At 63.4% G+C, this 21,150-nt stretch carries 19 protein-coding genes; 10 read left to right on the top strand and 9 right to left on the bottom strand.

The annotated features are described in order from the left end of the window. Positions 1-103 precede the first annotated feature (103 nt). The 5 genes from NKH21_RS17970 to NKH21_RS17950 all read left to right on the top strand — a co-directional run bounded on the left by NKH21_RS17970 (position 104) and on the right by NKH21_RS17950 (position 4,565). Complete coding sequence (locus NKH21_RS17970; RefSeq protein WP_352866586.1) at positions 104-913, top strand: ABC transporter ATP-binding protein; 810 nt, start codon at positions 104-106, stop codon at positions 911-913. Positions 914-964: 51 nt separating this feature from the next. Next, positions 965-1,759: a transporter substrate-binding domain-containing protein gene (locus NKH21_RS17965; RefSeq protein ID WP_352667553.1), complete on the top strand. Its 795-nt coding sequence runs from the start codon at positions 965-967 to the stop codon at positions 1,757-1,759. A gap of 212 nt (positions 1,760-1,971) precedes the next feature. Next, the gene (locus NKH21_RS17960) at positions 1,972-2,637 is read left to right on the top strand and encodes an ABC transporter permease (RefSeq protein WP_352667594.1); all 666 of its coding nucleotides are present in this window, start codon (positions 1,972-1,974) and stop codon (positions 2,635-2,637) included. Beyond that, on the top strand, positions 2,637-3,461 hold the full coding sequence (locus tag NKH21_RS17955; RefSeq protein ID WP_502903430.1) for an ABC transporter permease: 825 nt from the start codon (positions 2,637-2,639) through the stop codon (positions 3,459-3,461). The genes NKH21_RS17960 and NKH21_RS17955 overlap by 1 nt, the downstream gene beginning before the upstream one ends. A gap of 102 nt (positions 3,462-3,563) precedes the next feature. Continuing rightward, positions 3,564-4,565: an Ldh family oxidoreductase gene (locus NKH21_RS17950; RefSeq protein WP_023676270.1), complete on the top strand. Its 1,002-nt coding sequence runs from the start codon at positions 3,564-3,566 to the stop codon at positions 4,563-4,565. Between the two features lie 57 nt (positions 4,566-4,622). On the opposite strand, the gene NKH21_RS17945 is transcribed toward NKH21_RS17950, so the two are convergent. Next, complete coding sequence (locus NKH21_RS17945; protein WP_352866582.1) at positions 4,623-4,952, bottom strand: hypothetical protein; 330 nt, start codon at positions 4,950-4,952, stop codon at positions 4,623-4,625. A gap of 174 nt (positions 4,953-5,126) precedes the next feature. Between NKH21_RS17945 and NKH21_RS17940 the strand changes: the two genes are divergently transcribed. Continuing rightward, on the top strand, positions 5,127-6,101 hold the full coding sequence (locus NKH21_RS17940; protein WP_352866579.1) for a complex I NDUFA9 subunit family protein: 975 nt from the start codon (positions 5,127-5,129) through the stop codon (positions 6,099-6,101). A 21-nt stretch (positions 6,102-6,122) separates the two neighbouring features. Here NKH21_RS17940 and NKH21_RS17935 read toward each other — a convergent pair whose 3' ends face one another. After that, a complete protein-coding gene (locus tag NKH21_RS17935; protein WP_352866576.1) occupies positions 6,123-7,496 on the bottom strand; it encodes a cytochrome P450 in 1,374 nt (457 codons plus the stop codon). Positions 7,497-7,680: 184 nt separating this feature from the next. Between NKH21_RS17935 and NKH21_RS17930 the strand changes: the two genes are divergently transcribed. From NKH21_RS17930 to NKH21_RS17915, 4 genes are all read left to right on the top strand, one after another. Then, positions 7,681-8,250 (top strand): NADPH-dependent FMN reductase, encoded by a 570-nt coding sequence (locus tag NKH21_RS17930; RefSeq protein WP_352866574.1) that lies wholly within the window; start codon positions 7,681-7,683, stop codon positions 8,248-8,250. 58 nt (positions 8,251-8,308) lie between these two features. Next, positions 8,309-10,978, top strand: coding sequence for a caspase family protein (locus tag NKH21_RS17925; RefSeq protein WP_352866571.1), 2,670 nt, complete (start codon positions 8,309-8,311; stop codon positions 10,976-10,978). Between the two features lie 146 nt (positions 10,979-11,124). Beyond that, entirely contained in the window at positions 11,125-13,596 is a 2,472-nt protein-coding gene (gene gyrB / locus NKH21_RS17920; RefSeq protein ID WP_352667539.1) for a DNA topoisomerase (ATP-hydrolyzing) subunit B, read from the top strand. Positions 13,597-13,841: 245 nt separating this feature from the next. Further along, on the top strand, positions 13,842-14,759 hold the full coding sequence (locus NKH21_RS17915; protein WP_352866568.1) for a hypothetical protein: 918 nt from the start codon (positions 13,842-13,844) through the stop codon (positions 14,757-14,759). Between the two features lie 109 nt (positions 14,760-14,868). On the opposite strand, the gene NKH21_RS17910 is transcribed toward NKH21_RS17915, so the two are convergent. The 7 genes from NKH21_RS17910 to NKH21_RS17880 form a co-directional block, all read right to left on the bottom strand. Next, the gene (locus NKH21_RS17910) at positions 14,869-16,383 is read right to left on the bottom strand and encodes a hypothetical protein (protein WP_352866566.1); all 1,515 of its coding nucleotides are present in this window, start codon (positions 16,381-16,383) and stop codon (positions 14,869-14,871) included. Positions 16,384-16,474: 91 nt separating this feature from the next. After that, complete coding sequence (locus NKH21_RS17905; protein ID WP_352866563.1) at positions 16,475-17,872, bottom strand: NAD(P)(+) transhydrogenase (Re/Si-specific) subunit beta; 1,398 nt, start codon at positions 17,870-17,872, stop codon at positions 16,475-16,477. Between the two features lie 6 nt (positions 17,873-17,878). Continuing rightward, positions 17,879-18,301 (bottom strand): NAD(P) transhydrogenase subunit alpha part 2, encoded by a 423-nt coding sequence (locus NKH21_RS17900; RefSeq protein ID WP_352866677.1) that lies wholly within the window; start codon positions 18,299-18,301, stop codon positions 17,879-17,881. Next, entirely contained in the window at positions 18,301-19,575 is a 1,275-nt protein-coding gene (locus NKH21_RS17895) for a Re/Si-specific NAD(P)(+) transhydrogenase subunit alpha (protein WP_352866560.1), read from the bottom strand. Before NKH21_RS17895 ends, NKH21_RS17900 begins: the two co-directional genes overlap by 1 nt. An 84-nt stretch (positions 19,576-19,659) precedes the next feature. Then, positions 19,660-19,884: an aa3-type cytochrome c oxidase subunit IV gene (locus NKH21_RS17890; protein ID WP_352866557.1), complete on the bottom strand. Its 225-nt coding sequence runs from the start codon at positions 19,882-19,884 to the stop codon at positions 19,660-19,662. A gap of 173 nt (positions 19,885-20,057) precedes the next feature. Continuing rightward, a complete protein-coding gene (locus NKH21_RS17885; RefSeq protein WP_013528205.1) occupies positions 20,058-20,207 on the bottom strand; it encodes a DUF3096 domain-containing protein in 150 nt (49 codons plus the stop codon). Positions 20,208-20,326: 119 nt separating this feature from the next. Further along, entirely contained in the window at positions 20,327-21,109 is a 783-nt protein-coding gene (locus NKH21_RS17880; protein ID WP_023676258.1) for an N-acyl amino acid synthase FeeM domain-containing protein, read from the bottom strand. Between the last annotated feature and the right edge of the window lie 41 nt (positions 21,110-21,150).

Raw genomic sequence — 21,150 nt, 5'->3', positions numbered from 1 at the left:
GCGGAACGGTCCATCTTGAGAATCGGAACGCTGTCCAGTGACGGGTAATGGGTAAAAAATTCCAGCAAGGACTGCCTCGGCTGCTCCGCGGGGCGCCGCGACGATGACAGCGCCGGCCACCGCCCTGAAGCATATGGCGCAGAACGGCGCTGCCGAAGCCATCCACGTCGAGAACCTGCACAAGAATTTCGGCAAGCTGCATGTATTGAAGGGCGTTTCGCTGTCGGCGCGCGATGGCGAGGTGATCGCCATCATCGGCGGCAGCGGCTCGGGCAAATCGACGCTGCTGCGCTGCATCAACTGCCTGGAGAACCCGACCAGCGGCATCATCCGGGTCAATGGCGAAGAGATAAAGCTGAAGGCCGACAGCTACGGCCACACCGTCCCCGCCGACCGCAAGCAGATCGAACGCATCCGCTCCAAACTCGGCATGGTCTTCCAGAACTTCAATCTGTGGAGTCACATGACGTTGATCGAGAACGTCATCGAGGTTCCCGTGCATGTGCTCGGCGTCAAGCGCGATGTGGCGGTCGGCGAGGCGGAGAAATTGCTCGCCCGCGTCGGCCTGGCCGAAAAACGCGACGTCTATCCCGCCTATCTGTCGGGCGGCCAACAGCAGCGCGCCGCGATTGCCAGGGCGCTGGCCATCAATCCGCGCGTCATGCTGTTCGATGAGCCGACCTCGGCGCTCGACCCGGAGCTGGTCGGCGAGGTGCTGAAGGTGATCGGCGACCTGGCGCGCGAAGGCCGCACCATGGTGCTGGTCACCCATGAGATGAAGTTTGCCCGCGAGGTCGCGACGCATGTCGTCTACCTCCATAACGGGCTGGTCGAGGAAGAAGGGCCGCCGGAACAGATCTTCGGCGCACCAAAATCCGAAAGGCTGAAGCAGTTCATCCGCAACATCGGTTAATGTGTGGGCGGACGAAAACCGGGAACAACAACAAAACTGGGAGTCATGACGATGAAGATTATTCTCGAGACCTTTGCCGCAGCGCTGCTGCTTGGCGTTGCCGCCATGGGCGTGGCCAAGGCCGATCCGGTCAAGATCGGTGTCGCTGCCGAGCCCTACCCGCCGTTCACATCGCCGGATGCGTCCGGCAAATGGGTCGGTTGGGAAATCGAATTCATCGACGCTGTCTGCGCCGAGGAGAAGCTCGACTGCGTCATCACGCCGGTCGCCTGGGACGGCATCATCCCGGCGTTGACGACCAAGAAGATCGACGTCATCGCCAGCTCGATGTCGATCACCGACGAACGCAAGAAGACGATCGACTTCTCCGACAAATATTACAACACCCCGACCGCGATCATCGGGCCGAAGGACCAGAAGTTCGGCTCGACACCGGAGGACCTCAAGGGCAAGATCATCGGCGTCCAGGTCTCGACCGTACACGCCGACTACGCCAAGAAGCACTTCGCCGACGCGGCGGAAATCAAGGAATACCAGACCCAGGACGAGGCCAACCAGGATCTTGCCGCCGGCCGGGTCGACGCGGTGCAGGCCGATTCCATCGCCCTCGATGCCTTCCTGAAATCGGACCAGGGCAAGCAATGCTGCGATCTGAAAGGCATGGTAGCGCCGGATCTGGCGATTCTCGGGCCCGGCGTCGGCGCCGGCGTCCGCAAGGAAGACACCGAGTTGAAGGAAAAGATCAACGCCGGAATCAAGGCCATCCGCGCCAACGGCAAATATGACGAGATTTCGAAGAAGTACTTCGACTTTGATATTTACGGCTCCGACACGCAGTCGAACTGACGGCCTCATCCATGAGCGATTAACCACGCGGCCCCGATAGACCCGCGTGGTTGGTCGAAATCCATCGACGCGAGCTGCCGCGGGCGGAAATCGCCGGCGGTTTTAGCGCCAGCAATTCGAGGGCGACGCTGATCGACGCATTTGTTCCGGCTTGGGCCGCCTCTGCCATCGCGCTTCTCTCGCCCGTGCCGCCGGGCTGGGGTGGAACGCTCATCGTCGGGCTGCTCCATACGATCGAGATCGCGGTCGGCGCCACCTGTCTCGGCCTTTTGATCGGCATCGGCGGCGCCTCCGGCAAGCTGTATGGTGGTCCGGTGGTGCGCGATCTCCTGGCAGTCTATACGACAGTCGTGCGCGCCGTGCCGGAGCTGGTGCTGATCCTTCTGCTCTATTACGCCGGCACCGACCTGATCAATCAGATGCTGACGGCAATGGGCTATCAGCGCATGGACATTAGCGGGCTGGCGGCCGGCATTGCCGTGCTCGGCTTCGTCCAGGGCGCCTATTCGACCGAGGTGATCCGCGGCGCGATCCTCGCCATTCCGCAGGGCCAGATCGAAGCCGCGCGCGCCTATGGCATGTCTCCCGGCCTGCTGCTGCGGCGCATCACGTTGCCGGCGATGCTGCCGTTCGCCATACCCGGCCTTGCCAATCTCTGGCTGATCGCCACCAAGGACACCGCCCTGCTGGCGGTCGTCGGCTTTTTCGAGCTGACATTGGCGACACGGCAGGCGGCCGGCGTAACCAAAGCCTATCTGACATTCTTTATCGCCGCCGGCGCGATCTACCTTCTGTTGACGCTGGTTTCGAATCTGATCATCGGCCGTATCGAGACATGGGCCCGCCGCGGCATGCCGTCGCTCAAGGAGGCCCGGTGATGGCTGACCCGGCGATGACTGGCGAAGCGGCGGCCATCGAGATAGCCGCACGCGCTTCGCTGTGGCTGAAGCCGCATCGTATCGTGCTGATCCTGATCGCGCTGGGACTGGTTTTGGCGGCGGCTGTCTTCATGCGCTGGGACTGGCTGCCGAAATATTACGGGATGGGATTGCTCGGCATCTGGCGCGCGCTGTGGATTCTTGCCGTCACCTGCGCGCTTGGCTTCCTGCTCGCCGTGCCGCTCGGGCTGGCGCAGGCCGCGGGCTCGTTCTGGTTCGCGGCACCGGCCAAGGTCTTCTGCACCGTCATCAGAGGGACGCCGCTGCTGCTGCAGCTCTGGTTGCTCTATTACGGGCTGGGCTCGCTGTTTCCACAATATCCATGGATTCGCGAGTCCTGGATGTGGCCCTATCTGAGGCAAGCATGGCCCTATGGCGTCTTCGGGCTGACGCTGTCCTTCGCCGGTTATGAGGGCGAGGTGATGCGAGGCGCTTTTGCCGGCGTGCCGAAGGGCCAGTTGGAAGCCGCCCGCGCCTTCGGCATGAGCCGCTGGAGGATTTTCCAGCGAATCTGGCTGCCACAGGCCTTCTACCGTGCACTGCCGACACTGACGGGCGAAACCGTGCTGCAGCTGAAATCGACGCCGCTGGTGGCGACCATCAGCGTGATCGACATATTCGCCGTCTCTTCAAAGGTGCGTCAGGATACCTACCTCACCTATGAACCCTTGCTGCTCCTGGCGTTGATCTATATGGCGATCACCGGCATCCTCGTCTTCACCCTGGGCAAGATCGAGGCGCGGATTCCGAACAAGATTGGTTAGGTGAATGGTGAATAGTGAATGGTGAATAGTCAGTGGTGAGTAGCCCGTAGTGGTGCCGGCTAAGTCCCACTCACCATTCCCTCAGATATCATGGCAAGCACAATGCAACTCAGTCTCGACCAGGCGACAGGGCTGTGCCGGATGGCCGCACTTGGCGCTGGCGCCAACGAAGAGGCGGCGCAGTCGCTGGCTGCCTCGATCGTCGCGGCCGAGGCGGAAGGACTGTCGACCGTCGGGCTGTCGCACTTCATCGATTATCTCGAAGCGCTGGAGGCCGGCCGTATCGACGGCAACGCCGATCCGGTGATCACCAGGCCGGCGCTCGCGGTCTATCTCTCCGATGCGCGCGGCGGCTTAGCGCATACCGGTTTCGACCGCACGATCGATGACCTCGCCAAGGCGGCGCGGCTGTTCGGCGTCGCTATCTTTTCGCAGAAGAATGCCTATACGTGCGGCGCGCTCGGCTATTTCACCGGACGGCTGGCCGCGCAGGGATTGGTGTCGTTCGCCGCCACCAACGGCCCGGCCGTGCTTGCCGGCTCGGGTTCGGTCAAGCCGGTCTACTGCACCAACCCGATGTCCTTTGCGGCACCCGCCGCGGACGGGGCGGCGCTGGTCATCGACCAGTCTTCGAGCGCCACCGCCTTCGTCAACATCCGCAAGGCGGCCGAGGACGGCAAGAAGATACCCGAAGGCTGGGCACTGGATGCCAGCGGCAATCCGACCACGGACCCGGCAGCCGCCATGAAAGGCGCCATGCTTGCCTTCGGCGGCCAGCGCGGCGCCAACATCGCGCTGATGGTCGAGGTGCTGGCTGCAGGCCTATCTGGTGCCAATTGGTCGCTCGATGCGCCGTGGTTCAGCGGCGGGCCGGACAGTCCGGGGACCGGCCTGTTCGTGCTCGCCGTCGAGCCAAAGCTGCTCGATCCGGACTTCGAAAAGCGGATGAAGGATCAGCTCGACCGGCTGCGGCGGCGCTATGGCGTGCATGTGCCGGGGCGTGCCCGGGCCGAGGCCGCGGAGAAGGCGGCGGCGCGCGGCATAAGCGCGCCGAAAGCCGTTGTGCAACGCATTTCCGAATTCGCCGCGCGCTATTCGTCCTGAAGAAATTCGTTTGTCCGGTAAGCGGTTGAGGAGGCCGGCCTATCCGGCAGGGCGAGCCTACTTCCCGCAATAATGATCGTTGATGACGTTCGCCGCATTCGCGTCCGGTCCTACCCTGTTGTAGGAGCAGGGTTCGGCGGCCGTCGTGAACAGGTGGTTGTCATAGTAGCGCGGGCCGCCGAACAGAATGTCGATGATGTCGCCGTTGGCCGGAACGTAGCGTTCAGGTTGAGCTTGGTGGTGATGCCGGTTTGCCGCGAATGCCGAGGCACCAATGCTGCAGCCTGTTGCGAAAGCCACAGCGAAGATCGCAACGCGTTTTGTCGTCATCGGCAATATCCTCCATTCGGAATCAAACCATACATCTAAAATCGCCGGCCGGAACAAAGGTTCCTGTCCCGAATGGAGTTACGTCGGCGGCGTTTTCTGCCATTTCGAACGGATACCGGAAATCATGCTTCAACAATGCCGGCCGACCGATGGTCGCCCTTTGCCTTTGGCGCGAAACCGACTATGAAACGGCTTCAATCAAGCCATCTGGATAGCCCGCCGGAGCCAGCCATGACCGAAATCCTGCAGACCCCAAAGCTCGTCGTCGTGTTCGGCGGCTCCGGCTTTGTCGGTCGTCATGTCGTGCGGGCGCTGGCCAAGCGCGGCTACCGCATCCGGGTCGCCTGCCGTCGGCCCGATCTCGCCGGCCACCTGCAGCCGCTCGGCAATGTCGGGCAGATCCAGCCGGTGCAGGCCAATGTCCGGGTGCGCTGGTCGGTCGACCGCGCCGTGCAGGGCGCAGACCATGTCGTCAATCTGGTGGCAATCGCGCATGAGGCCGGCCGGCAGAAATTCACTGCCGTCCACGAGTTCGGCGCGCGCGCTGTCGCTGAAGCGGCGCGCGCCGTCGGCGCCGGCCTCACCCACATCTCGGCTCTGGGAGCGGATCTCGACGCGCAATCGGACTATGCGCGTACCAAGGCGCTCGGCGAAAAGGCCGTTCTGGAGACGGTCCCGGACGCCGTGATCTTGCGGCCATCGATCAATTTCGGGCCGGAGGACGGTTTCTTCAACCGCTTTGCCAACATGGCCCGCTTTTCCCCAGTGCTGCCGCTGATCGGCGGCGGGCAGACGAAATTCCAGCCGGTCTATGTCGGCGACGTCGCCGAGGCGGTGGCGCATTCGGTCGACGGCAAGGTCCAGGGCGGCCGGATCTATGAACTCGGTGGGCCGCAAGCGCTTACCTTCAAGGAATGTATGCAAGAGCTGCTTGTCATCATCGAACGCAAGCGGCTTTTGCTGCCCGTGCCATGGTGGCTGGCGAACCTCCAGGCATCAATTCTCGGGCTGCTGCCCAATCCGTTGTTGACCAAGGACCAAGTCCTGCTGTTGCGCCAGCACAATGTCGTGTCGGAAGCCGCCGTCAAGGACAACAGGACGCTCGCCGGCCTCGGGATCCAGCCGCGGTCGATCGGAACCATCCTGCCCAGCTATCTCTGGCGCTACCGCGCCGCCGGCCAGTTCCAACGCAAGTCCGCCGCATAACACGAACGGACGTGCGGTTGCCTACGAGGCGCGCCGGGTGACCTGCATCGGCAGGCCGCCTTGCGGCTGCGTCGTCAGCTTCTGCACCGGCCAGGGGCGGGTTTGAGCAGTGGTATCAAAACGGTAGCGCGACAGCATGATCGCCAACGCGATGATCGCTTCCTGCATGGCGAAGCTGGCGCCGATGCAAACGCGAGGTCCGGCGCCGAACGGCAAATACTGGAAACGATCGATCTTTTCGCGGTTTCCCGGATGGAAGCGTTCCGGCATGAAAGCGTTCGGCCGGTCCCACAATTTCCGATGGCGGTGGACGACCCACGGCATCACCAGCACCGCGGCACGTCGGGGTATGTAGAGGCCGTTCCAGGTTTCGGGCTCGATCGGTTCGCGGTTGATCGACGGCGCTGGCGGATAGAGCCTGAGCGCCTCGTCGAAGGCGGCCCGGGTGAGCGGCATGGCGTCGAGCCATTTCGTCGGGTCGGGTTCACGCGCCAGCACCGCATCGATCTCGTGCTCGATCTTTTCGCGCTCCCACGGCGCTTCGGCAAGGCAGTAGAGCGTCCAGCCGAGCGCCCTGGCCGTAGTCTCATGGCCGGCGCCGATGAAGGTGATGATGTTGTCCTCGACCTCGGCTCGGGTCAGCCCGCCCGGTCCCTCCGCCTTCAACAGCAGCGTGAGAAAATCCTGCGGCACCGTGTCCGGAGCGCGCCTCAGCCGCGCCTCGCGCATCTGCACCGTGTCGGTGACGATCTTGCGGAAGTAGGCCATGGTCTTGCGGCCGCGGATGCGGGTCAGGCGAGGCAGCCAATCGGGCGCACGCAAAAGGTCGAGCGGATCGACCCGGCCCATCGTCTCGAACAGGCGGTCGATCTCCTCGGCGAAGCTGCCGGGCTCGCCCGATATCTCGCCCGAAAACAGCGTCTCGGCCAGGATGTCGAAAGTGAGCAGCGTCATGTCGTGGGCGATGTCCGAGGTGCCACCTTGCTCGTAACGGGTGACGAATTCGAGTGTGCGTTTCAGCATCGGCTCCGCGAAGCCGAAGATGTGGCGCGGCGTGAACACCGGCGCCATCGCCTTGCGCGAACGCCTCCACACCTCGCCTTCGGCGGTCAGCAGGCCATCGCGCAGAATTGGCCGCAATATCTTCTGACGCACCGTCGCCATCTTGTAGTTCTTGGCATTATCGACAAGCACATGCCGGATGAGGCCCGGATCGTTGGCGATGACCAGCGGCCCACCGACGCCGGTCACCGAAATCCAGGGCTCGTTGTAGGTCGGCTCGCCCCACAGTTCGAGGGGATTGCGATAGACGATGCGGATCATCTCCAGCGTCGAGGGCGGCGCGGTGCGCGGCTTCGGCGCTGGCGGGACAAAGGGGACGGGCTGACTGTCCATGGCTTGCTCCGCTGACACCTCAATGTAGTGGCGGGCAAGGCAGGCGTCCATGTAACCGGACGACAAGGCGAAGCATCCGCTCGCTGGAATTTGACCGGGGCACCGGAAAGTGCCTGCTTGCTGTGTCGGGCTGCGTATCTTAGGTGGCAGCACCATAGATGCCACTAACCGGCGGGAGCCTGCCTTGAAGCACCAGTTGAACGTCATCATCGGCAGCACGCGGCCGGGCCGCGCCGGACCCGTTTTCGCAAAGTGGCTGGAGAGCTTTGCGCGCGAACACGGGAAATTCGAGCCGGTTCTCACCGACATCGCCGCCTTCAACCTGCCGGTGCTGGACGAGCCGCATCATCCGAGACTCGCCAAATACGAAAACAGCCACACGAAAGCCTGGTCGAAAGCAATCGACGCCGCCGACGCATTCGTCTTCGTGGCGCCGGAATACAACTATTTCGCAGCCCCCGCGATCGTCAACGCGGTCGACTACCTGCTCAGGGAATGGCGATACAAGCCGGCCGCCATCCTCAGCTACGGTGGTGTCTCCGGCGGCTTGCGAGCGGCGCAGGCGGTCAAACCGTTGCTGACCGCCGTCGGCGTCATGCCGATTCCGGAAGGCGTGGCGCTGCCGATGTACCAGAAGCTGCTCGACGAGACCGGCGCCTTCCTGCCCAGCGAGCAGGTGCTCGGCGGGGCCAGGACCATGCTGGACGAGCTGTTCCGCTGGAGCGAAGCGCTGAAGCCGATGCGGGTCGGCTGACAACGCGAACGACCCGGCTGGCCGATTCCGTAACTTGCTCATGCCATAAAGAGATGGAATGCTCCGTCAAATGACCGGGCCGGGGCGGTTCGATTTGCGTTTTCTGTTTGCCTTGCTGCTGATCCTCTCGACGGCCTCCGCTGCCGCCGTAGCGGAGCGGCGGGCTGCGCTGGTCATCGCCGAGAACGACTACCGGCTGATCCGGCCGCTCGCCAATCCCGTCAATGACGGCGAGGTCATGGAAACGGTGCTGAGGAAGCTCGGTTTCGAGGTCTTCCTCGAAACCAACCGCGACCTGCGGCGCATGCGCCGGGCGCTCGACGATTTCCGCGAGGATGCCAAAGGCGCCGACGTGGCACTGGTGTTCTTCTCCGGCCACGGCGTCGAGATAGCCGGCGAGAACCGGCTCCTGCCGGTCGATGCAGACGCGTCGTCGCTCGCTACGCTGGAAAGGACCAGCCTGCCGCTGGAGGAGATCCGCGCGACCGTCGCCGCCACCAGCAAGGTCGGACTGATCGTGCTCGATGCGTGCCGCAGCGATCCATTCGCGGCTACGGGCGGCGAAGGTCGCGGCGCAACGGCGCTGGTAAAAGAGGTCAGCGACAAGGTCCGGCCGGGTCTTGGCCGCATCGGGCGGGCAGAAAACATCCTGTTTGCCTTCTCGGCGGCGCCCGGCGAGACCGCCGCGGATGGGACGGGCCAGAATTCGCCGTTTACCGCGGCGCTGACGAAATACCTCGGCACCGAAGGTCTCGAGATCCGCTCCGTGCTGACGCTCGTGCAGCAGGAGGTCTACGACCTCTCGCGCGGCAGGCAATTGCCCTATGTCGAGAGCGGCCTGCCGCAGCTGTTCTTTGCCGCCTCGGCCAAGGAGAAATTGCCGGAACGCGAACGCTTGTTGCTGGCCATGGCCGAGGTGACGCCCGAGATGCGCGGCGAGGTGGAGAAGATCGCCAGCGACGCCGACATGCCGCTGGCACCGCTCTATGGCGCGTTGATCAGTTCCGATGCCGGCCACCTCTCTGCGGACAGTCTGAACGCCAGGCTGCGTGAGGCAGCCGACGCCTTCGTCAAGGTGCGGAGCGAAATGCAGACGCTCGGATCCGACGATCTCAGAGTGTCGGCGTTGCGCCGGCAGGCCGAAGAGCAGCTTTCGCTGGGAGCGTTCGATGCCGCTCGGAAAAAGCTCGCCGAGGCAGCCGAGATCGACAGTGTCTCTCGCAACGCTTTGAAGGCCAATTTCGTCAGCCGCACGCTCTCCGAGGCCGCGACGCGCTATCTGTCCGGCGGGGCGGCGCGCGCCGACCTCGACTACGCCACAGCCATCAAGGACTATGAGTCCGTGCTCGCGCTTTATGGCGAAGCCGGACAGGTGGTGCTGTCGCTCGACGACGCCGACCGCTTGATCCGCACGCTGGACGAGCTCGGCAAGCTCTATACCACGGTCGGCAATATCGATGCGGCTGGCCGTGCCTTCGAGGCGCTGCAAGCCGATCTCGAGCGGCGGTCGCATCATGAAACCGATCCCAGCGTGAAGCGCGACTTCGCCGTCAGCCACGTCAAGCTCGGCAATGTGCGGATGGCCCAAGGCAATCTGCCGACAGCGCTGCAAAACTATGAGACGGCCAAAACCATTCTGCAGGGCCTGACCGAGGCAGAACCGGATAATCTGGACTGGTTCGGCGACCTCGCCATGGCCGACGACAAGATCGGCAACGTATTGGCGACGCAAGGCGATCTGGCCGGCGCCGCCGAGGTTTACCAGGAAAGCCTGTCGATCAAGAAACAGCTCGCCGCCGGAGAGCCCGACCGTGCCGAACTGCAGCGCGACCTGACCATCACCTACGATGAGATCGGTCACCTTGCCCATGTCGCAGGCCAACTGGACAACGCACAGGCGGCCTATGAAGAGAGCCTGAAGGTGCGGCTGGCGCTGGCCGCGGACAAACCGGGAGACGCCGACCGGCAGCGTGACGTCTCGGTCAGCCACGATACGATAGGCGACCTGCTGCGCGAACGCGGCGACGCCGTGCGGGCGCTAGCTGCCTACAAGGAGGGCCTGGCGATCGTCAAGCAACTGGCGAAACGCGATCCGGACGACACCGAGCTGAAACGCGACCTGTCGGTCGGCAATGCCAAGATCGGCAACGCGCTGAGCGACCGGCAGAATTGGCAGGCGGCACTTTCGGCTTATCGTGAAGCACTTTCGCAGGCCAGCGCGCTCGCCGCCGGCGACCCGAACAACACCGAATGGCAGCGCGACCTGTCCGTATGCATCGAGAAAGTCGCCGGCGTCCTGGCTATACAGGGCGACCACAAAGGCTCGCTGAAAGCCTATCTGGACAGCTACGCGATTGCGCAGCGGCTGGCGAAGCTCGATCCCGCCAATTCCGACTGGCAGCGGGACTTGTCGATAACGCTGTCCGAGATCGCCACGCTGCGCCTCAGGCAGCGCGACGTCAGGGGGGCGCGGCAAGCCCTTCAGGACAGCCTGGCCATTCGTGAGAAACTTGCCCGGTCCGATCCGGACAACGCCACCTGGCAGCGCGACCTGGTGGTCGCCTATATCGACTACGCCCAAGTCGCAAAGGACCCGAAGGCCGTGCTTTCCAAGGCGCTCGACATGACGCTCGAGCTCGACCGGACCGGTCGGCTGGCGCCGCGATACAAGTTCATGGTCCAGTTCCTGCGTGAGCGGCTGGCCAGGATCGAAGCCAAGCGCCAGTAGCCGGCCGACGCGACGGTCATTCCGTTCGGAAATGCCTGCAAACCTTGGAAAAACCGCCTTTTGCGCCTATATCTACGACATTAGAAATGCGCGATTCGACGCCGATTTTTCGCGCTCTGCACACGGCATCAATCAGACAGGTTTTCATGAGCGACCAGACCGACATCGCCAACGGCGTTGAAGCCGAATACGGCGCCGATTCCATCAAGGTTTTGAAGGGCTTGGATGCCGTTCGCAAGCGGCCGGGCATGTATATCGGCGACACCGACGACGGCTCGGGCCTGCACCACATGGTCTATGAGGTCGTCGACAACGCCATCGACGAAGCACTGGCCGGCCATGCCGACCTGGTGACGGTGACGCTCAATCCGGACGGATCGGTGACGGTCATCGACAATGGCCGCGGCATTCCGACCGATATCCACACCGGCGAAGGCATTTCGGCGGCCGAAGTGATCATGACGCAGCTGCATGCCGGCGGCAAGTTCGACCAGAACTCCTACAAGGTGTCGGGCGGCCTGCACGGCGTCGGCGTGTCGGTCGTCAACGCCTTGTCGGCCTGGCTGAAGCTGAAGATCCGCCGTAACGGCCAAATCTACGAGATGAGCTTCACGCATGGCAATGCCGACGCGCCGTTGCGCATCACCGGCAGTTATGAACAGGACAAGGTCCCCGGCACCTATGAAGGCCGCAGCGGCAGCGAAATCACGTTTTTGCCGTCGTCCGAGACCTTCACCATGGTCGAATTCGACTACGGTACGCTGGAGCACCGGCTGCGCGAACTCGCCTTCCTGAACTCCGGCGTGCGCATCGTTTTGACCGATGCCCGCCATGCCGACATCGTGCGCCATGAATTGCACTACGATGGCGGGCTGGAAGAGTTCGTCCGATATCTCGACCGGACGAAGAAGCCGTTGCTCGACAAGCCGATATCGATCCGCGCCGAGCGCGACGGCATCACCGTCGAAGTCGCCATGTGGTGGAACGACAGCTACCATGAAAACGTGCTGGCCTTCACCAACAACATCCCGCAACGCGACGGCGGTACGCATCTGGCAGGCTTCCGCGGTGCGCTGACGCGCCAGATAACCGGCTATGGCGACTCCTCGGGCCTGACCAAGAAGGAAAAAGTGGCGCTAATCGGCGATGATTGCCGCGAAGGGCTGACCGCGGTGCTGTCGGTCAAGGTTCCCGACCCGAAATTCTCCTCGCAGACCAAGGACAAGCTGGTGTCGTCCGAGGTTCGCCCGGTGGTCGAAGGGCTTGTCAACGAAGCGCTCGGCACCTGGCTCGAGGAGCACCCGACCGAGGGCAAGGCGGTCATCGAGAAGGTCATCCAGGCCGCTGCCGCGCGCGAAGCCGCGCGCAAGGCACGCGACATCACCCGCAAGAGTTCGCTCGGCGTCACCTCGTTGCCCGGCAAGCTGGCCGATTGCCAGGAGCGCGATCCGGCGAAATCCGAGATCTTCATCGTCGAGGGCGACAGCGCCGGCGGCTCGGCCAAGGGCGGCCGTTCGCGCCAGAACCAGGCCATTCTTCCGCTGCGCGGCAAGATCCTCAATGTCGAGCGCGCCCGCTTCGACCGCATGCTCGGCTCCGACATGATCGGCACGCTGATCACCGCGCTCGGCACCTCGATCGGCAAGGACGAGTTCAATGCCGACAAGCTGCGCTACCACAAGATCATCCTGATGACCGACGCCGATGTCGACGGTGCCCACATCCGCACCTTGCTGCTGACCTTCTTCTTCCGCCAGATGCCGGAACTGATCGAACGCGGCCATCTCTACATCGCGCAGCCGCCGCTGTATAAGGTGACGCGCGGGAAGAGCTCGCAATACATCAAGGACGAAGCCGCCTTCGAGGAATTCCTGATCGGCTCCGGGCTGGAAGAAGCGTCGCTTGCGCTCAGCGCGGGCGAGGTGCGGGCCGGGCAGGACCTGCGCAGCGCCATCGACGACGCCTTGGCTGTCCGCCAGCTCATCAACGGATTGCATACGCGCTATAACAGAGGCGTGGTCGAGCAGGCAGCGATCGCCGGCGCGCTCAACCCGGAGATCTTCACCGACCTCGGCCGCGCCAACGAGACGGCCGAGCGTGTTGCGCGCCGTCTGGATATTATCGCCGAGGATACCGAACGCGGCTGGATCGGCCGCATGTCGACCTCGAACGAGGGCATCGGCGGCTATGTCTTCGAGCGAACAGTGCGCAGCGTCAAGGAGTTCGCACATCTCGACCTGGCGCTGATCAATTCCGCCGACGCACGCCAGCTCGACCGCTATGCGCCACGCCTGGCAGAAGTTTACGGCGAGCCGCCGGTGCTGCGCCGCAAGGATGTCTCAGAAACCATCTCGGGGCCGCTGGCACTGCTTAATGCCGTGTTTGCCACCGGCCGCAAGGGTCTGACCATGCAGCGCTACAAGGGCCTTGGCGAAATGAACGCCGAGCAGCTCTGGGAAACGACGCTTGACCCGAATGTGCGCTCGCTCTTACAGGTCAAGGTCAATGACGCGACCGATGCGGACTCATTGTTTTCACGGCTGATGGGCGACGAGGTCGAGCCAAGGCGCGAATTCATCCAGGAAAACGCGCTGTCGGTTGCCAATCTGGATATCTGAGCCAAGGCCGAGATACCCAGCCAGCAGGCATGAAGTGCATTGGTGCGCCTTGGCGCACCAATACCAACTGCTGCAACGCAACAAAGATCACCAGGACCGCCGGAACGGAAAGGCTTTCAAGGCATTGTAGTCGATCACAATCGCCGCAGGAGGCATCCATGGGACGTGGCATTTTGCTCTGGCTTCTCGGAGTCCCGATTCCGATCATTATTCTGATCATGCTGTTCGCAAGGTAGGGGACTTCGATGCCGTCAACCCTAACGACTGTCGACGTTTCCGCACCGACGGAATCCTCTTCCCCCGCCGTCAGCTGGGGGCCAATCGTCGCCGGGGCCTTTGCTGCCTCGACACTTACGTTCATTCTGATGCTGCTCGGCTCCGGGCTTGGGCTGAGCATGGTGTCGCCATGGTCCGGCTCGGGTGCGTCAGTCACCACTTTCGCCGTTTCCACCGCCGTTTGGCTGATCGTCGTGCAATGGCTGTCGTCGGGCGTCGGCGGCTACCTTGCCGGGCGGCTGCGCACCAAATGGGTCGGCATCCACACCGATGAAGTCTTCTTCCGCGATACCGCTCACGGCTTCCTGGCCTGGGCGCTGGCGACGCTGCTCGTCGCCGGGGTGCTCGGCACGGCTCTTTCGGCCGCGATAGGCACCGGTGTGCAGGCTGCTTCGACTGTGGCATCCGGCGCGGCAATGGGCGCTTCGGCAGGTGCCGCTGCAAACGCTGGTGGCGCCTCGACCGACAACGCCACATCGTATTTCGTCGATACGCTGTTCCGCGCGGCCGATCCGGCAAGGCTCGCTGCCGCCAACCCGGAGAGCGACGCCGCGGCAACGGCGCAGGCATCGCGCATTCTGATCGCGAGTGCCGCAGCAGGCGAAATATCGGCCGAAGACAAGACCTATCTGTCGCGGCTGGTGGCCGCCCGCACAGGTCTGTCCGAAGCCGATGCCACCGCTCGTGTCGATGCGGTAATCGCCAAAGCGCAGGAGGCCAAGGTTAAGGCCCAGCAGGCGGCCGACACCGCCAGAAAGGCAGGCGCCACCATCTCACTGATTGGCGCGCTGTCGCTGGTCGTCGGGGCTTTTATCGCCAGCGCGGCTGCAGCACTTGGCGGCAGGCAGCGCGACGAAGAGGAAGCGATTTTCCTGACCAATCGTTGATCGGTGACTAAGCGAACTCGGTCCGCTTCGGGAAGATTACCCTCGAAGCGGACCTTGCTTTCAACTGCCGGCGCGGCATTGTCGTGCGCTGCATCGCCCGACCGATAGCTCAGTCCTCCAGCTTGCGGCCAAGATCGACCGCATCGCGCAGCACGGCAAGGTGCGAGCGCGGCTGTGCGCCGGCCGGCGCGTTGACCTCGACGCCGCTCGCCGTCAGCGACCAGTAGAGCCTGTGCGTGAAGACGCGGCCGCGCGAGCCGCGCAGCTCGACCTGGATGTTTTCCACGCCGGGACCGAAATTTTCCGTCATCGGCCCGGAAATCGGGTCGCCGGTCAGCCAGCCATTGCCCCTGTCGAAAATGTTGGTCCAGCGCGTCGCTGCAAACACCGCGCCATGATGCACCGCCCGCTGCGGCTTGCCGGAATGGCTGCGCCCTTCCTGGTAGAGCATGGTCGCGCCCGCCGCCCTGTCGGCGATCGGCGGGCATGCCGAGAACAGCCGCTCGGCGATGCCGCGCCTGAATTCGGCGAGGTTGTAGGTCACCAGAAACTCGCTGTGGGTCAGCGGACTGCCGAGCGTGACGAAATCGCTGATCTTCCACGACAGCGGATGATCGGCGTCGCCGACGCGAAGCTGCCGGTAGAGCTCCCATTGGCTGCGCCGGAATGCGGGGAGGTCGTCGAGGCTGTCGGGCCAGGCGGCGGCATCGGCGGCCAGCGTCGCCTTGTCGACGGCGTGGATCGCCTTCAGCCGCGCTCTGTCACGAATGGCTTCCAGCCTTCGAGGCCTGAAATCGGCCCACAATATCTGCAACAGATCATAGGCGATGATCGACCCAAGGCTGTGCGAGACCAGCACGATGCGGTCATAGGCGTCGTCCGTCATAAGACGCTTCAGCAGCTTGAGGCCACGCTCGCGGACCAGCGCCCGCTTCTCGACCGTTGCCGCTTCGGCCCGCACATAGGCGGCGACATCGCCGAAATAAGGTAGGCCAAACTGGTCCACCGACCAGACAACGAATGACGCAACGACGGTGACAACCACGCCGGTCGTCCAGGAGATGTAGCCTTGCCAGGCCGACGTTGCGAGCGCCAGCGCCGCGCCGAGGACGACGATGGTTGCCAAAAGCGTGACGGCGTAGAGTCTGCGCACATCGTGCGGAATATCGGCGGGCTTGCGCCAGAGCAGGGTGGTCACCCAGGCAGCAAGGCGGCTCCGGGTCGTGCCCTGGGTGATGTCGGCCCAGTAAAGCTCGTAGAAATCGGTGCGGCGGCCATCGACATCATAGGGCGTGGTGATCCGGCGAAGCTCGTGCGAATTGGTCCGGCTGTCGGGCGTGATCCAGCTCTGGTTGATTTTCGCGCCCATCGGGTCGGCCGGATCGGCGACATGGGCATAGAACGGAGCACGGGCCGGATCGTGGCTCCATACGGCCTGGACAAATCCCCTCAACGTGTCCATGGGCCGCTGTTCGCCCATTCCGTGCACGACCACCACCGCCTGGCTGCGCTTGCGTGGCGCCTTCTCTGCTGCGGTCAGATCGGCGGCCGGCGATGCAGCAGAACCAGGGTCGGGCACCAGCACCTCCACGATGACGCCGTTAGCAAGACGACGGGTCGGCATCGTAGCTTCAGAACCGGTAACAGCCAAGAAAAAGCCCGGCGCGGAGCCGGGCTGCATTCGACGATCGGCAGTGAGTTGGCAACGACGCCGTTCAGTGATCCATCGCCTTGACGATCTCCTCGGTCATCTTCTTGGCGTCACCGAGCAGCATCATGGTGCCGTCCTTGTAGAACAGCGTGTTGTCGATGCCGGCATAGCCGGAGCCGAGCGAGCGCTTGACGAACAGGCAGGTGCGGGCCTTGTCGACGTCGAGGATCGGCATGCCGTAGATCGGTGAGGACTTGTCGTCACGAGCCGAGGGATTGGTGACGTCGTTGGCACCGATGACATAGGCGACGTCGGCCTGCGCGAACTCAGAGTTGATGTCCTCCAGCTCGAACACTTCGTCATAAGGCACATTGGCTTCGGCCAGGAGCACGTTCATGTGGCCGGGCATGCGGCCGGCGACGGGGTGGATGGCGTATTTGACATCGACGCCGTTGGCCTTGAGCTTGTCGGCCATCTCGCGCAGCGCGTGCTGTGCCTGGGCGACGGCCATGCCGTAGCCCGGCACGATGATGACCTTTTGCGCATTCATCATCAGATAGGCGGCATCCTCGGCCGAGCCCTGCTTGACCGTGCGCTCGATGCCGTCGTTGGCAATGGCTGATGTCTCGCCGCCGAAGCCGCCGAGGATGACCGAGATGAACGACCGGTTCATCCCCTTGCACATGATGTAGGACAGGATGGCGCCGGACGAACCGACCAGCGCGCCGGTGATGATCAGCGCCAGATTGCCGAGCGTGAAGCCTAGTGCGGCGGCGGCCCAGCCCGAATAGGAATTCAGCATCGACACGACCACCGGCATGTCGGCGCCACCGATCGGGATGATGAGAAGCACACCCAGCACCAGCGAGGCGGCAACGATCAGCCAGAAGACCAGCTTGGACTCGGTGGTGACGAGCAGCACGATCAGCACGATCAGCGCAATGCCCAGGGCCGCGTTGATGAAGTGGCGGCCACCGATCATGATCGGCTTGCCCGACATGCGGCCGTCGAGCTTCAAGAAGGCGATGACCGAGCCGGTGAAGGTGATGGCGCCGATGGCAACGCCGAGGCTCATCTCGATCAGCGCCTGGGCATGGATATCGGCGACGGTGCCGATGCCGAAGCTTTCCGGTGCATAGATGGCGGCGGCCGCCACCATGACCGCGGCAAGACCGACCAGCGAGTGGAAGGCGGCGACCAGCTGCGGCATCGAGGTCATGGCAATGCGCCGTGCCGTGACCGCACCGACCGAGCCGCCGATGGCTAGCCCGAGCACGATCAGCGCGAAGCGTCCGGCGGAAGGGGTGGCCAGCGCCAGCGTCGTGGCGATGGCAATGCCCATGCCGATCATGCCGTACGTATTGCCCTGGCGGCTGCTGGTCGGGTGCGACAGGCCGCGCAATGCCAGGATGAACAGGATGCCGGAGACCAGGTAGAGGAAGGAGGCGAAGTTGGCGTTCATAGCGGCCTACTTTTCCTTCTTCTTGTACATGGCCAGCATGCGCTGGGTGACGAGGAAGCCGCCGAAGATGTTGACCGATACCAGCATCAGCGCAACGAAGCCGAAGCCGGTGGCGATGCCGGAGGCCGAGATGCCGACGGCCAGCAACGCGCCGACGACGATGACGGAGGAAATGGCGTTGGTGACCGCCATTAATGGCGTGTGCAGTGCCGGCGTCACCGACCAGACGACGTAGTAGCCGACGAAGATCGCCAGCACAAAAATGGCGAAGCGGAAGACGAAAGGATCGATCGCGCCGCCGGACAGCGCGTGCGCGGCGTCGCCGGCCGCCTCAGTGCCGGGAGCGACGGCAACGTTCTGCACGGCGAGCCGCACGGCAGCTGTGGCCTGGTCGAGCTGGTCGAGGGCTTTCTGCAGGGTCTGATCCATCACGCGATCCCTCCGGTGGTCTTGGGCTTCCTCGAAGCGACCGTTTTCTTCGCAGCCGGCTTCGCCGAAGCCTCGGCAACCATTGTCCTGGCCGGAATGGCCGGCGGTTCGACATGTTGGCCCTTTGGCGGCTCCTGCTCAGCCCAGACGAAGGCGGGATGCACGACCTTGCCAGCATCGGTCAGCATGGTTGCCTTGACCAGCTCGTCGTCGCGGTTGATAGCAAGTGTCTTCGTCGCCTTGTCGACCAGCGTCTCGAGGAAGGCATAGAGGTTCCTGGCATAGAGAAGCGAGGCCGAGGCGGCGACGCGACCAGGAACGTTGAGATGGCCGACGATCTTTACCCCGTTGGCGGTGGTCACCACCTGCCCCGGCACGGCGCCCTCGACATTGCCGCCGCGCTCGACCGCGAGGTCGACGATCACAGAGCCGGGTTTCATCGAGGCGACCATCGCGGCCGAAACCAGTTTCGGCGCCGGACGGCCGGGAATCAGCGCCGTGGTGATGACGATGTCCTGCTTGGCGATGTGCTCGGCGGTCAGTGCCGCCTGCTTGGCCTGATACTCCTTCGACATTTCCTTGGCGTAGCCGCCAGCGGTCTCGGCCGCCTTGAACTCCTCATCCTCGACCGCCAGGAACTTTGCGCCCAGCGAGGCGACCTGTTCCTTGGCGGCGGGACGCACGTCGGTGGCGGTGACGACGGCGCCAAGCCGTCTTGCCGTCGCAATGGCCTGCAGGCCGGCGACGCCGACGCCCATTATGAAGGCTTTCGCCGCCGGCACGGTGCCGGCGGCCGTCATCATCATCGGCAGCGCCCGGTCATATTCGGCAGCCGCGTCGATCACTGCCTGATAGCCGGCGAGGTTCGCCTGGCTGGACAGGACATCCATGGATTGGGCGCGGGTGATGCGCGGCATGAACTCCATCGAGAAGGCGGTGACGCCGGCCCTTGCCAGAGCGGCGACACCGGCATCGTTGCCGTAGGGATCCATGATGGCGATGACCGCAGTGCCCCGGCGATAGGCCTTCAGCTCCGCTTCATCAGGCCGGCGCACCTTCAGCACCACATCGGCCTTGGCGACATCGCCGGCCTTACCGATCGCAGCGCCCGCCTTGGCAAACTCCTCGTCGGGAATGCGCGAGGCAGTGCCGGCCCCGCTTTCGACGATTAGGTCGAACCCCAGCCCCGCCAGCCGCTTCACCGTATCCGGCGAGGCAGCAACGCGCGGCTCGTTCGCATCGAGCTCACGAGGGATGAAAACCGTCTGTCCCACCGCATGATCCTTTCGGCTGGAACCTGTCTGCGCAGGACGCCGGCCGGACTTCCGGCGATGTCACGGGCAAGGGTTTTGAAGAATTTACCGGAGAACGAAGGCGCCGACGGCGAGGATCAGAACGAACAGGATAAACCCCGAGAAGAAGCCGCCTGCGAAGAAGCCGAAAGCCATTGCCAGAAGCACGGCGAGGCAAAACAGCGATCCGTATTTCGCGAGCCTGAGGAAGCCCGCATAGGTCCGATCATGCTCGGCATAGTCCATCTTCGCGCCCAGTTCGACAGGACCGGTCGGCGTGTGTTCAGCCATTGGAATACCCCTTCGAAGACATCTTTCAGGCACATAGCGAAAAGCCGCGTTAAGGGCAATGGCGCTATTGCCGCATCGCCGCAGCCAACAATCTCAAGCAAAACTTGAAATCGCTGCGCGAAGCACGGCGATACCAATCCCAATGGATGGCAGGTCCGCTATTGCCGATGGCGTTAGCCGGCGAGATGTGGGAACAGACCGAGCAGGCCGACAACGATCAGATAAAGGGCGACGATATAATTGAGCAGCCGCGGCATCACCAGGATCAGCACGCCTGCAATCAGCGAGATAAGCGGGGTAAGGGCGAGTGTCGAAATGGTCATATTGGTTCCTTTGATCGGATCGCTATCGAAGCGATGCTTGGCGGATGTCGGCCATGCCAACCTACCACCAGCACCCTTGCCCAGAACGCCGAAGCGACCGGAAGGCTCCATGGGCTCGTTCAGGCGGCTTCGCGAAAATACTTGGCGGTAGGCAGGATGGTCAGCGGGGCGAGTTCGCCGGCACCGGGCGTATCGAACAACATGCGCTGCTCCATTGGCGTCGAACGGAAGAACGGAAAGCGAGCGTAGGTTTCATTCTTGATCGCCAGGACATCAGCTTGATAAAGCAGCGCGAAACAGTTGATCACGCCGGCATAGGGCCGCGCATCGCCAATCGGTCGCGCCCGATAGATGCGCTTGTAGAAAGCCGCATGGTCCTCGCGGATCATGGATATGCAGTAAGGCGCGCCGAAATGGAAGCAAGCCATGCCCGCAAGGCGCAGCGTCACATAGGGGATCTGCGGGTAAAGCCGTGACCATTCGGCGTCCACGGCAAAACGGCTCGGGTCGATAAAGACTTCGCCGGCCGCCAGACGCGGCATCAACAAGTCCTTGTAGACGCTAAGCGCTGGTGATGTCGCATTATCAGCAGACACGTTATGCAGGCGCATTGTGCTGACCAGCCGCCCCTCGATGTAGATTCCGAACGTATGGCAATTGGGCAGTTCGTCAAACTCGTCATGGACCTGACGGGACGCATTCTCGGGCACCAGATCGTTCATCCGATAGGAATTGTAGCGCAGCCTGTAAATACTTTCGAAGTCCTCGCCGCTTTCACAGCGTCGGTACTCCGTCCGGTCAAGCAGCGCATAAACATGCTGCGCGAAGCTGGACATGGTCTCGGACGCGTCTTTCCCACCAGCGCCCGCCGCATGGCCGAGCGAACTCAACTGGGCACACATGAACTCTTATTCCCCGCGATTACCGCCACCAGCCGACACTA

Source organism: Mesorhizobium sp. M1329, assembly GCF_040318035.1.
Classification (GTDB): Bacteria; Pseudomonadota; Alphaproteobacteria; order Rhizobiales; family Rhizobiaceae; genus Mesorhizobium.
The sequence above is the reverse complement of the archived record's forward strand: the minus strand, read 5'-3'. Positions and strand labels throughout refer to the sequence as shown.

Coding starts and splice junctions, on each gene's coding strand:
- NKH21_RS17915 (WP_352866568.1), top strand. CDS start 13,842: ATGCCGTCAACCCTAACGACTGTCGACGTTTCCGCACCGACGGAATCC.
- NKH21_RS17900 (WP_352866677.1), bottom strand. CDS start 18,301: ATGGATCAGACCCTGCAGAAAGCCCTCGACCAGCTCGACCAGGCCACA.
- NKH21_RS17940 (WP_352866579.1), top strand. CDS start 5,127: ATGACCGAAATCCTGCAGACCCCAAAGCTCGTCGTCGTGTTCGGCGGC.
- NKH21_RS17925 (WP_352866571.1), top strand. CDS start 8,309: ATGCTCCGTCAAATGACCGGGCCGGGGCGGTTCGATTTGCGTTTTCTG.
- NKH21_RS17905 (WP_352866563.1), bottom strand. CDS start 17,872: ATGAACGCCAACTTCGCCTCCTTCCTCTACCTGGTCTCCGGCATCCTG.
- NKH21_RS17910 (WP_352866566.1), bottom strand. CDS start 16,383: ATGCCGACCCGTCGTCTTGCTAACGGCGTCATCGTGGAGGTGCTGGTG.
- NKH21_RS17885 (WP_013528205.1), bottom strand. CDS start 20,207: ATGACCATTTCGACACTCGCCCTTACCCCGCTTATCTCGCTGATTGCA.
- NKH21_RS17965 (WP_352667553.1), top strand. CDS start 965: ATGAAGATTATTCTCGAGACCTTTGCCGCAGCGCTGCTGCTTGGCGTT.
- gyrB (WP_352667539.1), top strand. CDS start 11,125: ATGAGCGACCAGACCGACATCGCCAACGGCGTTGAAGCCGAATACGGC.
- NKH21_RS17950 (WP_023676270.1), top strand. CDS start 3,564: ATGCAACTCAGTCTCGACCAGGCGACAGGGCTGTGCCGGATGGCCGCA.
- NKH21_RS17955 (WP_502903430.1), top strand. CDS start 2,637: ATGGCTGACCCGGCGATGACTGGCGAAGCGGCGGCCATCGAGATAGCC.
- NKH21_RS17880 (WP_023676258.1), bottom strand. CDS start 21,109: ATGTGTGCCCAGTTGAGTTCGCTCGGCCATGCGGCGGGCGCTGGTGGG.
- NKH21_RS17890 (WP_352866557.1), bottom strand. CDS start 19,884: ATGGCTGAACACACGCCGACCGGTCCTGTCGAACTGGGCGCGAAGATG.
- NKH21_RS17970 (WP_352866586.1), top strand. CDS start 104: ATGACAGCGCCGGCCACCGCCCTGAAGCATATGGCGCAGAACGGCGCT.
- NKH21_RS17935 (WP_352866576.1), bottom strand. CDS start 7,496: ATGGACAGTCAGCCCGTCCCCTTTGTCCCGCCAGCGCCGAAGCCGCGC.